Raw genomic sequence first — 15,768 nt, forward strand, 5'->3', positions numbered from 1 at the left:
AAGAGGACTGTCCTTTTTGCGTTAATCGCGTTTTTTCCACCAGTGCCCTGTCAGGCGCTTCACAACGGAGCTATTTCCAAGGCGATGTCAACTGTTCCGAAATGTAGATTTTTTGGAAACTTTGCTTAACACTTTTAAAGAAACCCTTTTATAAAAACCATTCAACTTTTTTGAGAATGTTTCTGGGATTAATTATATTTTATGAAAAATATCAGCTAATTTCGGCACGCATTTAAATTAGGCCAATAACAAAAGTAATTCAAAAGATGACTGATAAAAGAATTGAAAATATAAACGTAAGTGCGGAAGAGGCAATTATCACCCCAAATCAATTAAAAGACCTTTACCCTCTCAACGAAAATATTATTAAGACGATTGAAGAAGGCCAAAATACTATTAAAAGAATTCTTAGAGGTGATGACAGACGGTTATTAGTTGTTGTTGGACCTTGTTCGATTCATGACATAGATGCTGCGAAAGAATATGCCCAAAAGCTAAAAAGGTTAGCCGAAGAAGTGAACGGATCATTGTACTTGGTGATGCGGGTATATTTTGAGAAACCTAGAACTACAGTAGGTTGGCAAGGATTAATCAATGATCCATATTTAGATGATACTTATAAATTAGAAGAGGGATTAAAGCAGGCAAGGGAATTATTGTCGTATATAGCCGAACTAGGGTTACCTGTGGCCGGAGAAGCATTGGATATAGTCACTCCTCAATACATTCAGGATTTAATTTCGTGGACAGCCATTGGTGCCAGAACAACAGAATCTCAAAGCCATAGAAAAATGGCAAGTGGTCTTTCATCTGTGGTTGGTTTTAAAAACGGAACCGATGGGAATATAAAAATAGCGATTAACGCATTGGAATCGGTGGCTTCACCGCATAATTTTATTAGTATTGATCCCGAAGGGCATGTTGCTGTTGTAAGAACAAAGGGAAATGCTGATACCCATATTATTTTAAGAGGAGGTAAGAGACCAAATTACGATAAAGAAAGTGTTAGGGATTATGAGAAACGCCTCGAAGAAGCAGGACTTCCGGCGCGATTAATGATAGACTGTAGTCATGCCAACAGTTTAAAAAAAGCTGAGAATCAGAAGTTGGTTTTAAAAAGTATTGAGGAACAAATTCTGGCCGGGAATAATTCTATTATGGGAGTTATGGTAGAGAGTAACCTGTTCCATGGGAAGCAATCTATTCCTTCTGATATATCCACGCTAAAGTACGGAGTATCTGTAACAGATGAGTGTATTGGGTGGGATGAAACGGAGCAATTGTTAAAGAAGTTTGCTAATGCTGTTAATTCATCTTTAAATCAAAATCACTCAAAAACCTCATAATTAGCCGTAGACTTGTTTAGCGTAGATTCTTTTTTTCCTAAAATCAGGGTGTAGAGTTTTTTGCGCCAAGCTGTTTGTCGGGTGAATTCAGCAAAATTTGTATTTTTCCATGTAATATTTAATTCTTCAGTTGTCTTGGGACCAATATAACAATATACTGCATCGGCAACTTTAGCGTTATTGTTCTTCCTGGTAAATTGAACATTTGTTGTATTTGCAAGTAATCGAATCCCCCTCATTGAACATTCATTTTTGAGCGAATTTATAATGTTATTGTATTCTGGAATTTGTTCGTCGGTTATTGCATGAGAGTACTTACCCCCAATGTTTATAACGGGACGGATTTGTAAGGTATTAATATTGTACTTATCGAATACCGTGAAGAATTTATTCAATTCTGATAGATTCTTATTGTTGACCGTATAATTAATCCTTATTTCAGGATACTTTGACTTTTTAATATTTTTATATTTCTCAATTAATTCAAGCGTATTTAAAAAGCGATTAAACTTTGAGTTTGTCATAAAGTGCTCGTAAGATTCTTTTGTTACGCCATGACAAGAAAGGGTGAGTTCGTTTAGTTTAATATCAGTCAGATATTCAATTTGCTTTTCTGTTAATAATTGTCCGTTGGTAACTACGCCAACGTCCGGTACTTTGTATTCTTTAGCTAATTTTACAAGTTCAATAAAGTTTCTGTGTGTTGTGGGTTCTGCACCACATCCAACATAGACTTGAAAAGCGCGTGGAAATAGTACTTTTGCAATATGGCTGAAATCAATTTCAGGAATGATGCCTTTTAGCTTTTTGCGCTGCTCCATGGAGCTGAAGTAACACATTCTGCAAAACAAATTACAATTGAGCGAAGGATCAATCCTTACCGATAAATGTCTTCTGTCCAATAAATGCAAAACATAGATTCCTATTAATTTTAGGGTAGTACTTTTTATTTTCTTACTAATATTTAAAAGTGTATAAAAATTCATGATTCTAATATCTTGTATAAAGTATCTGGTAAAAGTAAGCTTTTTAGAATTTAAAGGATCGTATTTAGGTAATGTTGTGAAAAAGTAATAGAATAGTTGTTTTTGAGGTAATAAAATTGAAAGAAAAACTGGTGTAAAGCTATTAAAATTATGGGGTTAAAGTGTTGAGAATAAAATGCGTTTAAATAAACGGCATCTCTATTGTCAAGTATCGCTCGAACTATTATATTTGTACACTTTTTAAAATTAGGAGAATTAAGAACAGATGGGTGCTAAGTTCAAAGAATATAAAGGATTAGATTTATCTCAGATAAATAAGGATGTATTAAAACGTTGGGAAGACAACAATACTTTCGGGAAAAGTGTAACCGACCGGAAAGGCCATCCTTCATTTGTTTTTTACGAAGGGCCTCCTTCTGCCAACGGACTGCCAGGTATTCATCATGTTATTTCACGCTCATTAAAAGATATTGTTTGCAGGTACAAAACGCAACAGGGATTTGAGGTTAAGCGCAAAGCGGGTTGGGACACGCATGGTCTTCCTGTTGAACTTGGTGTGGAAAAATCTTTGGGTATTACGAAAGAAGATATTGGAAAAAAAATATCTGTGGCAGAATATAATGCCTCTTGCCGTAAAGATGTGATGAAATATACCGATGTGTGGGAAGATTTAACCCACAAAATGGGTTATTGGGTGGATATGGATCATCCATATATCACTTATGACAATAAGTATATTGAAACGTTATGGTATTTGTTAAAAGAACTTTATAATAAAGGATATCTGTACAAAGGATTTACCATTCAACCCTATTCCCCGGCTGCAGGAACCGGACTGAGTACGCATGAACTGAATCAGCCGGGCTGCTATCGTGACGTAAAAGATACAACCTGTACCGCACAGTTTAAAGTAATAAGAGATGCAAAATCCGATTTCTTATTTGAAGGTGTTGAGGAAGAATTGTTCTTTTTAGCCTGGACCACTACCCCTTGGACTTTGCCGTCGAATACCGCATTGGCTGTTGGGCCACAAGTGGTCTACCAAAAGGTGAGAACTTTTAATCCGTATACGGGAACACCTGAGGTGGTGGTATTGGCCAAAAATCTGGTTTCAGCATATTTTAATGTTAAAAATGCAGAGCTGTCTTTAGACGATTACAAACCTGGGGATAAGAAAATTCCTTTTGAATTGCTGGAAGAATATACCGGGAAACAACTTGAAGGATTGAGGTATGAGCAACTGATTCCCTGGGTGAAACCTGATGGCGATGCATTCAGAGTAATTTTAGGCGATTATGTGACCACCGAGGATGGAACCGGAATGGTGCATATTGCCCCTACTTTCGGTGCCGATGATGATAGAGTTGCCAAGGTTGCCGGTATTGTTCCGCTTATCCTAGTGGATAAAGAAGGTAAGCGAAATCCGATGGTGGATAAAACCGGAAAATTTTTCCTAATAAAAGATTTGGATCCGTCGTTTGTAAAAAACTTTGTGGATCTGGACACCTATATGGAGTACGCAGGTCGTTACGTGAAAAACGACTATGACGATAGTTTAACGGAGAAGGATCCGACTTTGGATGTGGATATCTCGGTTATGCTAAAGCAGGGGAACCGGGCTTTTAAAGTGGAGAAACATACGCATAACTATCCGCATTGCTGGAGGACTGACAAACCGGTGCTTTATTATCCTCTTGACTCATGGTTTATAAAAACCACCGCCGTTAAGAAAAGGATGATGGAGTTAAATAATACAATCAACTGGAAGCCGGAATCGACGGGGACGGGTCGATTTGGTAAGTGGTTGGAGAACCTGGTTGATTGGAACCTGTCGCGCTCCCGTTATTGGGGTACGCCTTTGCCTATCTGGCGCACTGAAGATGGAAAAACAGAAAAATGTATTGGTTCTGTTGAAGAGCTGACAGAAGAAATAAAAAAAGCGGTTGCTGCAGGCGTGATGGAGAAAAGTCCTTATGGGGACTTTAAAGCCGGAGACTTTTCGAAAGAGAACTACGACAAGGTAGATTTGCACCGTCCATATGTTGACGATATCGTATTGGTTTCCGACAAAGGAGAAAAAATGTACCGCGAACCAGATCTGATTGATGTTTGGTTCGATTCCGGGGCTATGCCATATGCACAAATGCATTATCCTTTCGAAACGGAAGGAGAAGATGGTTCATCATTGGTGTTTCCTGCTGATTTTATCGCAGAGGGTGTGGATCAAACCAGAGGTTGGTTCTTTACCTTGCATGCTTTAGGTACAATGTTATTCGATTCGGTTGCCTTTAAAAATATCATTTCCAATGGTTTGGTGTTGGACAGAAATGGCAACAAGATGTCCAAACGTCTAGGTAATGCAGTGGATCCTTTTGAGGTAATCGAACAGTTTGGTTCAGACCCGTTGCGTTGGTATATGATTACCAATGCACAACCCTGGGACAACCTAAAGTTCGATGAGAATGGTATAGATGAAGTTAGACGTAAGTTCTTTGGTACGCTGTACAATACATATTCTTTCTTTTCGTTATATGCCAATGTAGATGGATTCACAGGGCAGGAAGAAGAGGTTCCGGTTGAAGAGCGCCAGGAAATCGACAGGTGGATCATCTCTTTATTGAACACCTTGATTAAAGACGTAACAGACAGCTTTGAGTCCTATGAGCCAACGAGAGCGGGAAGAGCGATCCAAAACTTTGTTACCGAGAACCTGAGTAACTGGTATGTCCGATTAAACAGAAAACGATTCTGGGGTGGCGGGTATTCTAAGGATAAAATTGCGGCATATCAAACGCTATATACTTGTCTGGAAACAATAAGTAGGTTGTCGGCACCGATTGCCCCTTTTTATATGGATCAATTGTATAATGACTTGCATTCCGTTTCAGGAAAAGCTAAATTTGATTCAGTACACCTGACAGCTTTTCCTAAATATGACGAGAGCAAAATAAATAAGGCCTTGGAACAACGAATGCTTTACGCTCAGAATATTTCTTCAATGGTTCTTGGACTAAGAAGAAAAGAGAGCCTGAAAGTTCGTCAACCGCTTCAAAAGGTGATGATACCTATTTTAGATGTAGAGTTTCATGAACAGGTGGATAAAATTAAAGACTTGGTGCTTTCTGAGGTTAACGTAAAGGAGATGGAGTTTTTAACGGATACTTCCGGGGTATTGGTAAAGAAGATTAAGCCTAACTTTAAGACTTTAGGTCCTAAATACGGTAAGATGATGAAACAAATTGCGGGATTTATCAACCAGATGGGGCAGGAAGAAATAGCGCTGATCGAAAGTGAGGAAAAAATAAATACGCAAATTAATGGCGAAACGGTAGAACTTTCTATCGAAGATGTGGAAATTATGTCGGAAGATATTCCCGGTTGGCTGGTCGCTAGCGAAGGGAAAATTACTGTTGCTTTAGATATCAACATTACCGAGGAATTGAAACAGGAAGGAATCGCCAGAGAATTTGTCAATAGAATTCAAAACTTAAGGAAGGATTCCGGTTTTGATGTGACGGATAAGATTAACCTGGAAATAGTGAAAAATGATGCGATAAATCAGGCAGTAATCAACTATAAAGATTATATTGCGTCGCAAACATTGGCTGAGGAGATAAATTTGGTTGATAAGTGTAACGAAACCGAAGCCAAACTCGTAGAGGTCGACAATGATGTTGAAACCTACATTTTTGTAACAAAAAACACGTTGTAATTCAAATTCTAACTGTTATGGCTGAAAAGACCCGATATTCCGACGAGGAATTGCAAGAATTTAAGCAAATTATAAATGCTAAATTAGGCAAGGCTAAAAAAGATTATGAGCTTTTAAGAAATACCATTACGCATGGTGATGGTAATGATACACAAGACACCTCTCCAACTTTCAAGGTGTTGGAAGAAGGAGCCGCTGTGCTCTCTAAGGAAGAGGCCGGAAAATTAGCACAGCGTCAGTTAAAGTTTATTCAGCACTTGCAAGCGGCTCTTGTGCGTATCGAGAATAAAACTTATGGAGTTTGTCGCGAAACCGGTAAGTTAATCTCCAAAGAAAGGTTAAGAGCTGTTCCACATGCCACTTTAAGCATTGATGCTAAAAGAAATCAGAAGTAAAACCCCTCCCGGTCTCGCCAATAGGGAGAGACCTGGTAGTGAGGTGATACATATTTGGTATGTGGTGGATTTACTTATTATCTTTAGGGTAAAGAATAAATAATTAAGCTGTAAATAGTCCCTCCCCTGGGGGAGGTTAGGAGTGGCGTATAAATTTTAAAATAATGCTTTCAATATTAAAAAAGCCGATCACCATTGTGTTTTTGGTGTTGTTGATTGATCAGGCTTTAAAAATTTGGGTGAAAACCCATATGATGTTGGGTGAGGAGTTCAGTGTTTTTGGAGATTGGTTTATCATTCACTTTATTGAAAACAACGGAATGGCTTTCGGAATGGAGTTGGCCGGCAAGTTCGGTAAAATCATTCTTAGCGTGTTTCGGATAGTCGCAGTTATTGCTATTGGCTATTACCTTTATCAACTTACCCGTAAAAAAGCCCCAACCGGCTTAATCGTTAGCATATCGTTGGTGTTGGCCGGCGCATTGGGAAATATAATCGATAGCGCTGTCTATGGCTTGATTTTTAACGACAGTTATCCGCAAGTGGCCTCTTTATTTCCAGCCGAAGGAGGATATGCGCCATTTTTACATGGTAAAGTGGTGGATATGTTTTACTTTCCTTTGTTAGAAGGTAATTTTCCCGATTGGTTTCCGTTTTGGGGCGGGGAACATTTTGTGTTTTTCCGTCCGGTATTTAATGTGGCGGATTCTGCCATAACGATAGGGATAATACTGATCCTTCTTTTTCAGCGTAAATATTTTAAATAGTAAAAAAATTTTGATTCGGAATGTAATACAATTACTGTGTAACATTCCGATTTTTTACATAATCAAAGCCGAATGACTTTCGCATTTCATAAAACTGACATGTAGATTATGTGACTCAGGAAGCGAAGCGCACCTAATATTTGAGGGGTTTCCTTGTGAATATTACATGTTATAGAGGTTGTGCTATAATTAAATGGAAGAATTTGATAGCTTGTAATTATCAAGCGAGGGATTTGTATTCTTATGGTTTCATAATGTAATTGAAGTCATATTTCGAAGGTAAAATATCAATATAACACATTTGAATTAAGAGATTTCATGAGAGAAAAACTGTTTCTACTGGCAATTTTTATTTTGTTGCCCCTTTTACGAGACATTAAAGCCCAAAATGTTGACCCTTCTGCAGTTAACGTGAGTACTTTAAGTACTTCTGAAATACAACAACTGATATCAGAGATGAACAAAAGGGGCATGTCCGAATCCGAAGCTATTGTTCTGGCAAGAGCTCGGGGTATGTCAGAATCCCAAATTAGTCTGCTGAAGCAAAGAATAGCTGAAGTCAAGATGGGTGGCGGACAAGCCAATGAAGTATATTCTTCGGATGATGCGATGTATTTAAATGAAGATGTATTAAGTGCTAAAGCTGAATTGGATTTTACAAAAGTAGATTCCCGCATATTTGGATTCTCTTTTTTCAATAACGAGAACTTATCTTTTGAGCCCAGTGTAAATAGCGCGGTATCTCCATCCTATATGTTAGGAAGCGGTGATGAGATTTCTATTGATGTATGGGGAGCTTCACAGCAGAGTTATCTATTGATGGTTGACAGGAACGGAAATATAAATATCCCAAATATTGGTCCTATCTCTATTGGAGGACTAACCCTTGAAAACGCATCCCAAAAGATAAGAAGCAAGTTAGTATTGATATACAGAGATCTCGCATCTCAAACTCCAAGGACTTTTGCCAGTATCAACCTGGGTCAAATAAGAAGTATTAAAGTGAATGTTATTGGCGAGGTGTTTGTTCCGGGCACGTATACTATTTCAGGTGCATCTACAGTTTTTAACGCACTTTATCTTGCAGGTGGGCCAAACCCTTCGGGTTCGTTTAGGGAAATAAAATTAATTAGGGACGGAAAGGAAAAAGCCATACTGGATGTGTACGACTACCTGATTAATGGAAACTCAAATGTTAATATTAATTTAAGAGAAGGTGATGTGATTTTGGTTTCTCCGTACCTGAATAGGGTTGTTTTGGAAGGGGAGCTAAAACGGGCTGGTATTTTTGAAGCCAAACAAGACGAGACAGTAGGAGATATGGTGCTATATGCCGGAGGTTTTACGGATGATGCATACACGCATCGTCTTCAGTTGTATAGAAAAACCGGTAGAGACAGATTGTTTAAGGATGTTTTAAATAAGGATTTGGGAAACACAAAAATATCCAATGGTGATAGTATTTTTGTGGGAAAGATTATCGAGCGTCTTCAAAATAGGGTAACTATCAATGGTGCAGTGTATCGTCCGGGTGACTATGAGTTAACCCAAGGGCTTAATTTATCGGAACTGATTAAAAGAGCGGATGGACTGAGGGAGGATGCCAGTATGGAACGAGGTATTATAACAAGGGTGAAAGATGATTTTAGCCTGCAAAGCATCGCCTTTAACGTGTCCGACGTAGTCAACGGAAATTCAGACGTGGCGATGAAAAGGGAAGATGTTATCAGGATATCATCCATCCATGATCTTAGAGAATATCGGACTGTACAAATTTATGGAGAGATTCAGAGACCTGATAAATACGATTTTAAAGAAGGTATGACTATTGAAGATTTAATCTTTGAGGCCGGGGGGTTCCTTGAGTCCGCATCTGACGCTTACATTGAAGTAGCCCGGAAATTAACAGTGGATGAAGGTTCGGAAGTGACAGATAATATGGCACATGTGTTTAAAATGAAGGTGCCGCGAAACCTTGAGTTGGAAAACACTGAAGCATCCTTTAAACTGCAACCTTTCGATTTTGTATTTATACGGGAGTTGCCGGGATATGAAGAGTCTGCAGTTGTTAAAATCACTGGGGAAGTAGCTTATGCAGGAGAATATGCGTTGTCTTCGAAAACAGAAAGGATTTCTGATTTATTAGAAAGGGCAGGAGGTATCACTAAGGACGCATACACGGAAGGTGCTATGGTTACAAGAAGAGTGAAAATAAGCGAGAAACAAAAACGTCTTCGACTGGAATTATTAGAGCGTGACAGCACACTCGAATTTACAGACCTGGATTTTGAGGTGGTAGGTGTAAGTTTGACGGAAGCTTTGCAATATCCAGGAAGCAGGAATGATGTTTTCCTAAAAGATGGGGATGAGATTTATATTCCGCGCGAAATTCAAACTGTAAAAATATCAGGCGAAGTGTTGAATCCAATTTCATCCAACTTTATTAAGGGGAAACCCTTAAAGTCCTATATATGGGAAGGTGGAGGTTTCGGCCTAAGTGCTAAACGGGGAAAAGTATATGTGGTGTATCCCAATGGATCGGCTTCCGGAACCAAAAGATTTTTCTTTTTCCGTAATTATCCTAAAGTAACAGCAGGTTCCGAAATTGTTGTTCCAGCAAAACCATATAAAGATCCTCTTCCTGCATCTGCATGGATCGCGATGGCCAGTGCCATGGCATCTGTTGCAGTGGTCATCTCTAATATTAATTTTTAATTATCATCATTATTCGTGTTCATCTAATGTCTAAACAAGAAATACAAGAAGTAAGAAAACATCAGATAATTAAAGACGATGAAATAGATTTAATAGCCCTGATTAAAACTATTTGGGAAGGACGAAAAACGATTTATTATTCAGTTGGAGTATGCGTTTTTATAGGATTGTTGATTGCGTTTTTGAGTCCAGCTAAGTATACCGCATCAGCAACATTATTACCTTCTTCCGAAAAAATGAGTAATAATCTTGGAGGACTTGGCGCTTTAGCAGGAATGGCTGGTGTCAATTTGTCTTCCATGATGGGACAGTCGGAAGGTATTCCCACAGAAATATATCCACAAGTTATAAATAGTTATCCCTTTTTAAATGAGTTTGTACATGAGAAATTTCATTTTGAAGACTATGCTGAACCAATTTCAATTTATGATTATGTAGTAGCGGATACTATTCCTACATTAGGATCTCAAATAGTTAAATATACTATTGGTTTGCCATGGACTTTAAAAGATGCTATCTTATCAAGTAAAGATGAGTTAGAAAAGGATATTATAGAATATGGTGTATTGAATCTTTCTGAAGAAGAAATTATTGCTTTAGATGTTGTGTTTGAACTTTTGGAAGTTGATGTTGACGACAAAACGGGTCTGGTGAAAGTTTCTGTTGAAGTCGATGAGCCATTGCTGGCAGCTCAGTACGTACAAAATGCAGTTAAATTACTGCAAGATTATGTCATTGAATACAAGACACAACAGGTTAGAGAGAATTTAAAATTTGTACAAGAAAGGTATGTAGAGAAGAAAGAAGAATACGAACATGCTCAAATGGAATATTTTAATTATAAAGATGCACACCGAAATATCGTATCTGAAAGAATGGATCCAGAATTTCAACGTTTAAATGACGTTTATGATATTGCATCTACTGTATACAAAAGTTTAGCGCAACAACTAGAGCAGGCAAAAATTTCAGTTAAGGAAGAGACCCCTGTGTTTACAGTGCTGGAACCAGCTAAGGTACCCTTCGAGAAATCATCCCCAAATACAAAAATAATTTTAGTGTTGAGTGTTTTTTTAGGAGGCTTTATTGGTTTCGGGATAATTTTCGGTAAGATATTGTGGAATAATATTAAGAAGTATTTTAACTAGCAATTTGTACAAAAAAAGGAAATGAATATACCGGATAAAATAAAGAATATATGCTGTATTGGGGCAGGTTATGTTGGAGGACCTACTATGGCAGTCATTGCACAAAAATGTCCAAAGGTTAATGTAAAAGTTGTAGATGTAAATGCACAACGTATTGATGCATGGAATGAAGAACACCTCGATAAACTCCCCATTTATGAACCTGGATTAAAAGAAGTAGTTTCGGAAGCAAGGGGTCGGAACTTATTTTTCTCTACAGATATAGATAAAGCAATTGAAGAAGCAGAAATGATCTTTATTTCTGTCAATACACCAACTAAGACATATGGCGTCGGAAAAGGGATGGCAGCCGATCTAAAATACGTAGAGTTATGTGCTCGTAATATTGCCAAGGTCGCTACATCAGATAAAATTGTGGTAGAGAAATCAACTTTACCTGTTCGCACCGCAGAGTCTATTAAAACAATTTTGAATGCTGAAGGAAAAGATTTACAATTTAAAGTTCTTTCAAATCCAGAGTTCTTAGCAGAGGGTACCGCCATAGAAGACTTGCATAATGCAGATCGTGTATTAATTGGTGGAGATCAGGATGAGGAAGGTTTAAAAGCCATTCAATGTTTGGTAGATATTTATTCACATTGGTTACCTCAAGAACGTATAATTACTACTAATGTTTGGTCATCTGAATTATCGAAATTAACGGCAAATGCGTTTTTAGCTCAGCGTGTGTCTTCTATTAACTCATTATCTGCATTATGTGAGCAAACAGGAGCTAATGTGGATGAAATAGCTAATGCTATTGGAATGGATAGCCGTATTGGTTCCAAATTTTTAAAAGCATCGGTAGGTTTTGGTGGTTCATGTTTTCAAAAAGACATTTTAAACCTGGTTTATATTGCCCGTTCATATGGATTAGTTGAAGTAGCAGATTATTGGGAGCAAGTAATTAAACTAAACGATTACCAAAAACGACGTTTTGCAGAAAAAATTGTAAAGACACTTTTTAATACAGTATCAGGTAAAAAAATTGCTATGTTGGGCTGGGCATTTAAAAAGGATACCAACGACACCCGAGAATCAGCTGCAATTTATGTGGCTGATTATTTATTAAACGAACAGGCTGAATTAGTAGTTTATGATCCAAAAGTTGATAAAGATCAAATTTGCGCTGACCTGAATTCTCTACACACTCGTGCCGAACAAGCGAACAGGCGTTTGGTCAAAGTTGTTAATGATCCTTATGAAGCGATGGATGATTCACATGCCGTCGCTATTCTAACAGAATGGGATGAGTTCAAAAACTACAATTGGGAAAGAGTCTATAAAGGAATGAAAAAGCCTGCCTTTGTTTTTGACGGAAGGAATATTGTTGAAGAAGAACTGTTAAGATCATTAGGATTTTCAACTTTTAACTTAGGAAGAGATTAAAATTACAATTCGTGAAAAAGCAAAAAATACTAGTAACAGGAGCTGTCGGTTTCATAGGTTTCCATGTTTCAAAGGCTCTATTAGAAAGAGGTGAGGAAGTTATTGGGCTGGATAATATCAATGATTACTATGACGTGAACCTTAAGTATGCCAGATTAAAAGAGTTGGGCATTGAAAAACGAATTATCCTAGAAGATAAAGTAGTTAGAGGTAATAAGTCTGAGTTATTCGGATTTATTAAAGTTGATCTTGTAAACCTTAAAATACTGGAAGAACTTTTTTTAAAGGAAAAGTTTGATAAGGTAATTCATCTGGCTGCACAGGCGGGAGTGCGCTATTCGTTGGAAAACCCCCATGCTTATGTGCAATCCAATTTAGTGGGCTTTGTGAATATTTTGGAATGCTGCAGACATAATAAGATTCAACACCTAGTGTATGCTTCTAGCTCTTCCGTGTATGGAAACAATAAAAAAGTACCATTTTCTGAAGGAGATAGGGTGGACCATCCAGTAAGTTTATATGCGGCTACTAAAAAGAGCAATGAGCTAATGGCGCACACGTATAGCCATTTATATAAATTACCAACCACTGGTTTGCGGTTTTTTACGGTATATGGTCCATGGGGAAGGCCGGATATGGCCCCGATGTTGTTCGCTAATGCCATTTCTAGAGGTGAACCAATTAAAGTTTTTAATAATGGTGAGATGGAGCGGGACTTTACCTATATTGATGATATTGTTAATGGTGTTGTAAATGTTTCAGATAAAGTTCCTATAAGAGAAGAGAAATATCCTTATTATCGACTATTTAATATTGGTAATTCAAGGCCGGTTAAATTGATGGAATTTATTTCCATAATGGAAAGTGCTTTAGGGAAAAGTGTTTTAAAAGAAATGTATCCTATGCAACTTGGGGATGTGAAGCAAACTTATGCTGATACAAGTGATTTAACGAGAATTACAAATTTTCAGTCATCAACAAATTTGGAAAATGGGATTAGATTATTTGTTAAGTGGTACAAGGATTATATGAAGTATGAATAAATCATTTATTGTTAATTATATTTGGAGAGTCGTCCAATTTGCATCTAAAAGTTTAACACCTCTTTTTATAAATTTTTACGCTGCAAAAGTATTATTGCCAGAGGAATTTGGTAAAATTGTTTACATTTTAACAATCTTTGGAATCATTAATCTAATATCAAATTTTGGTTTCTCTGCTGCCGTATTAAAAGAAGCAGCTTTATATAAAAGTCAAGATGAAGATAGTTCAATAAAAAATATTTTCCCGTCAGTTGCTGGACTCAATTTACTTGTTTCGCTTATTTTATTAATTATTGTATATATACTTTACCCAGATATAAGTGTTATTATACTTTGGAGTATACCATATGTATTATTTAACCCACTTGTAGCAATATTAGATGGGATATTTGTAGGTGTACAAGAATTTAAACGTATGTCTATTGTAACTTTTTTTATTGGAATAATAACAGTCCTTTTTAGTTATTTTCTAATTAATGAATTTCAACAATTAGGTGTTGTTATCTCTTATTCTTGTTTGTATTTTCTTTTATTTTTAGTCTACTATTTTGTTTTTTCATACAAAGGGGGTGGTTTTAGCAGTAACGTTTTTTTTAGTGTCGCAAAATATGCAATAGTAGTCGGTTTAGGCTCAGTTGCTTTTTTTCTGTACACTAGGGTCGACATTATTGTACTTAAAAGTTTTGGATATATTACGGAAATCGGAAGCTATGAACTAATAATGAAGTTTTTTGAGATTACAAATATCCCTATAATTCTATTAGGTCAGGTGGCAGCTTCTTATTTTATTGGTATTAATGTTCAAGGAAGTAAAGATAAGCTTTATAAGTATATTAGATTTTCTAGTTTAAGTGTTTTCCTGTTAGGTATTGTAATTGCTGTTGTGCTTTATTTTGTTATTCCAGTACTAATAAAAATTTATTATCCTGCGTATAATACGCAAGATTTTTACAATATACTTTTGATCTTATTACTAACTATACCTCTTAAGTATGTTGGTATTTTTATGACTAATGCAATAATAGTTCCTTTAGGATATGCAAAAATTGTTAGTTATTCTACATTAGCTTTTGGTATAGTAAATGTTGGTTTAGATTATTTATTTATTTATAAATTTGGATTTATTGGAATATTCTACGCAACGCTAATTGTGCATAATATTAATATAGTGTTTCAATATATTTTATTCTGGAGAAAAGTTAAATAACTCTGGTCAGATCGTTGTTTTATGAAAAAACGTTTAGGTTTTATTGATACCGCTAAATTGATAGGTATTGCACTAATGATATATGGTCATACCGGATTAAAGGATTCGAGTATACAATTAGTTTAATCTTTTCATATGCCACTTTTTTTTATTTTATCAGGGTTTGTACAATCTGATTCTTCAAAAAAAAATATTGTAAAATTTATTATTGGTAAAATAAAGTCTTTGTTAGTACCTTTTTTATTTTGGGGTCTGTTATTTTGCAGAAATGATAATTATGCTGAATGGAAAGATGTTTTATATGCTAGTTCTTTAAGTCTATCTTATGCAAAGACTTTTTCTCCATTATGGTTTTTGCCATGTCTATTTTTTCTTCTATTATTTTTGTATCGGTTAAGAAATTTATTGATGACAATATTAATTCTATAATTAGGTTGGTTTTTATTTTGTTGGTTTGTTGTATGTTAGCTGGAATTAGTTTATTACTTGGCGACTATGGTGATTCATTTAAATTTAGACTCCCTTTGGGGATTGATATTGCATTTTCTGGCGCACTTTTTATGTTTGTTGGACATGGATTGTCCAGGTTAGAAATTTCATCAAACCTTGCAAATATAATATTAATGATTGGTTTGTTTATTTTTGGTTTTTTACTTTATCGATTTAATTTACCAATATCTAAGGAAATTAATCTTCCACATGTAGAAATGGCTATTGGAGCTTACGGGAATTATTATTTATTCATTTTGAATTCGACTTTAATTTCGTTTGCTGTGATTTTATTTTCTAAACAAATAAGTTTTAAGGTACTTGAGTTTTTAGGTAGAAATAGTTTAACTAATTTAATTGTTTCTTCCTTATTAATTACAGTATCAAAATATATTATAACCAGTGTACTTCCGAGTTTAAATTCATTATTATTTAGTTCGATTGTGACGTTTTTAACAATTTTAATTTCGATACCATTTATTATCGGTTTAAATTATTTTGTCCCTAATGTAGTGGGGCAGAAATAAAAAAT

The 15,768-nt window shown here is 36.1% G+C and carries 12 protein-coding genes; 11 read left to right on the top strand and 1 reads right to left on the bottom strand.

Annotated features, from left to right (window positions below):
* Positions 1 to 266 precede the first annotated feature (266 nt).
* Positions 267 to 1,346, top strand: coding sequence for a 3-deoxy-7-phosphoheptulonate synthase (locus tag ACT29I_RS21910; RefSeq protein WP_430934146.1), 1,080 nt, complete (start codon positions 267 to 269; stop codon positions 1,344 to 1,346).
* On the opposite strand, the gene ACT29I_RS21915 is transcribed toward ACT29I_RS21910, so the two are convergent.
* The gene (locus ACT29I_RS21915; RefSeq protein WP_444794419.1) at positions 1,328 to 2,332 is read right to left on the bottom strand and encodes a radical SAM protein; all 1,005 of its coding nucleotides are present in this window, start codon (positions 2,330 to 2,332) and stop codon (positions 1,328 to 1,330) included. The genes ACT29I_RS21910 and ACT29I_RS21915 overlap by 19 nt on opposite strands.
* Positions 2,333 to 2,597: 265 nt before the next feature.
* On the opposite strand from ACT29I_RS21915, the gene ileS reads away from it, so the two are divergent.
* The 10 genes from ileS (at position 2,598) to ACT29I_RS21965 (ending at position 15,763) form a co-directional block, all read left to right on the top strand.
* Positions 2,598 to 6,044 (top strand): isoleucine--tRNA ligase, encoded by a 3,447-nt coding sequence (ileS, locus tag ACT29I_RS21920; protein WP_444794420.1) that lies wholly within the window; start codon positions 2,598 to 2,600, stop codon positions 6,042 to 6,044.
* A 17-nt stretch (positions 6,045 to 6,061) separates the two neighbouring features.
* Positions 6,062 to 6,439 carry a TraR/DksA family transcriptional regulator gene (locus ACT29I_RS21925; protein WP_430934140.1) on the top strand — a complete coding sequence of 126 codons (378 nt, stop codon included), beginning with the start codon at positions 6,062 to 6,064 and terminating at the stop codon, positions 6,437 to 6,439.
* Positions 6,440 to 6,603: 164 nt separating this feature from the next.
* Positions 6,604 to 7,206, top strand: coding sequence for a lipoprotein signal peptidase (locus tag ACT29I_RS21930; RefSeq protein ID WP_430934138.1), 603 nt, complete (start codon positions 6,604 to 6,606; stop codon positions 7,204 to 7,206).
* A gap of 318 nt (positions 7,207 to 7,524) precedes the next feature.
* Positions 7,525 to 9,921, top strand: coding sequence for an SLBB domain-containing protein (locus tag ACT29I_RS21935; RefSeq protein WP_444794421.1), 2,397 nt, complete (start codon positions 7,525 to 7,527; stop codon positions 9,919 to 9,921).
* Positions 9,922 to 9,947: 26 nt separating this feature from the next.
* A complete protein-coding gene (locus ACT29I_RS21940) occupies positions 9,948 to 11,069 on the top strand; it encodes a Wzz/FepE/Etk N-terminal domain-containing protein (protein ID WP_444794422.1) in 1,122 nt (373 codons plus the stop codon).
* Between the two features lie 21 nt (positions 11,070 to 11,090).
* The gene (locus ACT29I_RS21945; protein ID WP_444794423.1) at positions 11,091 to 12,497 is read left to right on the top strand and encodes a nucleotide sugar dehydrogenase; all 1,407 of its coding nucleotides are present in this window, start codon (positions 11,091 to 11,093) and stop codon (positions 12,495 to 12,497) included.
* Between the two features lie 11 nt (positions 12,498 to 12,508).
* On the top strand, positions 12,509 to 13,540 hold the full coding sequence (locus ACT29I_RS21950) for an NAD-dependent epimerase (protein WP_444794424.1): 1,032 nt from the start codon (positions 12,509 to 12,511) through the stop codon (positions 13,538 to 13,540).
* Complete coding sequence (locus ACT29I_RS21955) at positions 13,533 to 14,747, top strand: lipopolysaccharide biosynthesis protein (RefSeq protein WP_444794425.1); 1,215 nt, start codon at positions 13,533 to 13,535, stop codon at positions 14,745 to 14,747. The genes ACT29I_RS21950 and ACT29I_RS21955 overlap by 8 nt, the downstream gene beginning before the upstream one ends.
* 135 nt (positions 14,748 to 14,882) lie before the next feature.
* On the top strand, positions 14,883 to 15,176 hold the full coding sequence (locus ACT29I_RS21960) for an acyltransferase family protein (RefSeq protein ID WP_444794426.1): 294 nt from the start codon (positions 14,883 to 14,885) through the stop codon (positions 15,174 to 15,176).
* Entirely contained in the window at positions 15,107 to 15,763 is a 657-nt protein-coding gene (locus ACT29I_RS21965; RefSeq protein WP_444794442.1) for a hypothetical protein, read from the top strand. Before ACT29I_RS21960 ends, ACT29I_RS21965 begins: the two co-directional genes overlap by 70 nt.
* Positions 15,764 to 15,768 lie beyond the last annotated feature (5 nt).

The sequence above is a fragment of the Saccharicrinis sp. GN24d3 genome, from assembly GCF_052400645.1.
Classification (GTDB): Bacteria; Bacteroidota; Bacteroidia; order Bacteroidales; family Marinilabiliaceae; genus Saccharicrinis.

Bases quoted from the DNA above. Each gene is read 5' to 3' on its own strand.
- ACT29I_RS21910 (WP_430934146.1), top strand. From the start codon at position 267: ATGACTGATAAAAGAATTGAAAATATAAACGTAAGTGCGGAAGAGGCA.
- ACT29I_RS21915 (WP_444794419.1), bottom strand. From the start codon at position 2,332: ATGAATTTTTATACACTTTTAAATATTAGTAAGAAAATAAAAAGTACT.
- ileS (WP_444794420.1), top strand. From the start codon at position 2,598: ATGGGTGCTAAGTTCAAAGAATATAAAGGATTAGATTTATCTCAGATA.
- ACT29I_RS21925 (WP_430934140.1), top strand. From the start codon at position 6,062: ATGGCTGAAAAGACCCGATATTCCGACGAGGAATTGCAAGAATTTAAG.
- ACT29I_RS21930 (WP_430934138.1), top strand. From the start codon at position 6,604: ATGCTTTCAATATTAAAAAAGCCGATCACCATTGTGTTTTTGGTGTTG.
- ACT29I_RS21935 (WP_444794421.1), top strand. From the start codon at position 7,525: ATGAGAGAAAAACTGTTTCTACTGGCAATTTTTATTTTGTTGCCCCTT.
- ACT29I_RS21940 (WP_444794422.1), top strand. From the start codon at position 9,948: ATGTCTAAACAAGAAATACAAGAAGTAAGAAAACATCAGATAATTAAA.
- ACT29I_RS21945 (WP_444794423.1), top strand. From the start codon at position 11,091: ATGAATATACCGGATAAAATAAAGAATATATGCTGTATTGGGGCAGGT.
- ACT29I_RS21955 (WP_444794425.1), top strand. From the start codon at position 13,533: ATGAATAAATCATTTATTGTTAATTATATTTGGAGAGTCGTCCAATTT.
- ACT29I_RS21960 (WP_444794426.1), top strand. From the start codon at position 14,883: ATGCCACTTTTTTTTATTTTATCAGGGTTTGTACAATCTGATTCTTCA.
- ACT29I_RS21965 (WP_444794442.1), top strand. From the start codon at position 15,107: ATGTCTATTTTTTCTTCTATTATTTTTGTATCGGTTAAGAAATTTATT.